The 2,289-nt window shown below is 69.8% G+C and carries 1 protein-coding gene and 1 pseudogene; both read right to left on the bottom strand.

The window, feature by feature from the left end:
- The coding region (gene leuS, locus ASG00_RS08955) for a leucine--tRNA ligase (protein WP_442922629.1) at positions 1-2,080 on the bottom strand (2,080 nt) is incomplete at its 3' end.
- Positions 2,081-2,128: 48 nt separating this feature from the next.
- Positions 2,129-2,289, bottom strand: a pseudogene (locus tag ASG00_RS17875) (hypothetical protein); the annotation flags it as partial.

Below are 2,289 nucleotides of genomic sequence, written 5' to 3'. Positions count from 1 at the left end.
CCTCGGGGTCGCTCGTGACCTCACCGGCGATGCGCAGCGCCCGCGCGAGGAACTTCGCCGCCCCGACCGTCGAGACGTCCTTCCAGTCCTTGTCGTCCTCCACCGGGCCGGCGAAGGCGAGGGCCACGCGCAGCGCGTCGGCGCCGTGCGCGTCGAGCTCGTCCTGGAAGAGCACGAGGTTGCCCTTGCTCTTGGACATCTTCGACCCGTCGAGGATGACCATGCCCTGGTTGATCAGGCTCGAGAACGGCTCGGTGAAGTCGACGAGACCCATGTCATAGAGCGCCTTCGTGACGAAGCGCGCGTAGAGCAGGTGCAGGATGGCGTGCTCGACTCCGCCGATGTAGAAGTCGACCGGCGCCCAGGCACGCGCCGCGGCCGGGTCGAACGCCTGCGTGGCGTCGCCGGGCGAGAGGAAGCGCAGGAAGTACCACGAGCTGTCGACGAACGTGTCCATCGTGTCGGGGTCGCGCAGCGCCCGCTCCCCCGTCTCGGGGTCGACGCTCTCGACCCACGACGTTGCGGCGCCGAGGGGCGACGAGCCCTTCGGCTTCAGGTCGAGGCCTTCGGAGGCGGGCAGCGTCACCGGCAGCTGGTCGCCGGGCACCGGCACGATGCGACCGTCGTCGGTGTGCAGCATCGGGATGGGCGTGCCCCAGTAGCGCTGACGGGAGATCAGCCAGTCGCGCAGGCGATACGTGCGGGACGCGCGGCCGGTGCCGGCCGCCTCGAGCAGCTCGATCGCGCGCGTGATGGCGTTGCGCTTGCTGAGTCCGTCGAGGGGTCCCGAGTTGACCATGCGGCCCTCGCCCGTGAGCGCGATGCCCGTGGTGGCGGGGTCGAGGTCGGCTAGGGATGCCTCGTCGGCGCCGAGGTCGAGCGGGGTACCCGCGGCATCCGTCTCGATCACCGGGATCGCCCCGGTGACGGGAGCCGTCGTGTCGACCACGATGCGCACGGGGAGGTCGAACGCGCGCGCGAAGTCGAGGTCGCGCTGGTCGTGCGCGGGAACGGCCATGACCGCGCCGTGGCCATAGTCGGCCAGCACGTAGTCGGCCGCCCAGATCGGCAGACGCTCGCCGTTGATCGGGTTGATCGCAAAGCGGTCGAGGAACACGCCGGTCTTCGGCCGATCGGTGTTCTGACGGTCGACCTCGCTCGTCATGCGGACGCTCGCCAGGTAGTCCTGGAAGCGCAGCCGCACCTCGGCGGACGAGCCGGCCGCCAGCTCCGCCGCGAGGTCGGAGTCGGGGGCGATCACCATGAAGGTCGCGCCGTGCAGCGTGTCGGGGCGGGTCGAGAAGACCGTCACCTTCTCGGCGCGGCCCTCGATCTCGAAGTCGATGTCGGCGCCGACCGAGCGTCCGATCCAGTTGCGCTGCATCTGGATGACCTTCTGCGGCCAGAATCCCTCGAGCTGGTTCAGGTCGTCGAGCAGCCGGTCGGCGTAGTCGGTGATGCGGAAGAACCACTGCGTGAGCTTCTTCTTCTCGACCAGCGCGCCGCTGCGCTCGCTCGTGCCGTCCGCCAGCACCTGCTCGTTGGCGAGCACCGTCTGATCGACCGGGTCCCAGTTGACCAGCGCATCCTTGCGGTAGGCGAGGCCCTTCTCGTAGAGGCGCTGGAACAGCCACTGGTTCCACTGGTAGTAGTCGGGGTCGCTCGTGTGCAGCACACGCGACCAGTCGAACGAGACGCCGTAGGCCTTGAGGCTCGTGCGCTGCTGCGCGATGTTGTCGTACGTCCACGTCACGGGGTTCGCGCCGCGCTTGATGGCGGCGTTCTCGGCCGGCAGTCCGAAGGAGTCCCAGCCGATCGGGTGCAGCACGTTGTACCCGCGGTGCCGCCAGTAGCGGGCGACGATGTCGCTGTAGAGGTAGTTTTCGGCGTGACCCATGTGCAGATCGCCCGACGGGTACGGGAACATCGCGAGCACGTACTTGCGGGGGCGGGTATCGGCGGCGTCGCCGGCGCGGAACGGGTCCGCGGTCGCCCACCGTTCCTGCCACTTCGCCTGGATGGCGTGCACGTCGTCCGACGGAGACGGTGCGGCTGAGGTGGTGGGGGCGTTCGTCGACACAGAGATACCTATCCGATGGATGCTGCGGGGCGCGCCGAAGCGCAACCTTCAGGCTACCGGACCGCGCTCGGCCCAGTCCGGTGGCAGCGTCGCGCCGATCGCGGCGAGCGGCGCCCGCGCCTTGAGCGCGACCTCGGCGACCTCGTCCGCGGCGATCGACCCCCAGGTGATGCCCCCGCCGGCGCCGACCGTCACCCGGTCGCGCTCGA

This window comes from Microbacterium sp. Leaf351 (genome assembly GCF_001423825.1).
In the GTDB taxonomy this organism is placed as follows: Bacteria; Actinomycetota; Actinomycetes; order Actinomycetales; family Microbacteriaceae; genus Microbacterium; species Microbacterium ginsengisoli.
Note: the sequence above shows the minus strand (reverse complement) of the source record. Positions and strands in the feature narration are given on the sequence as shown.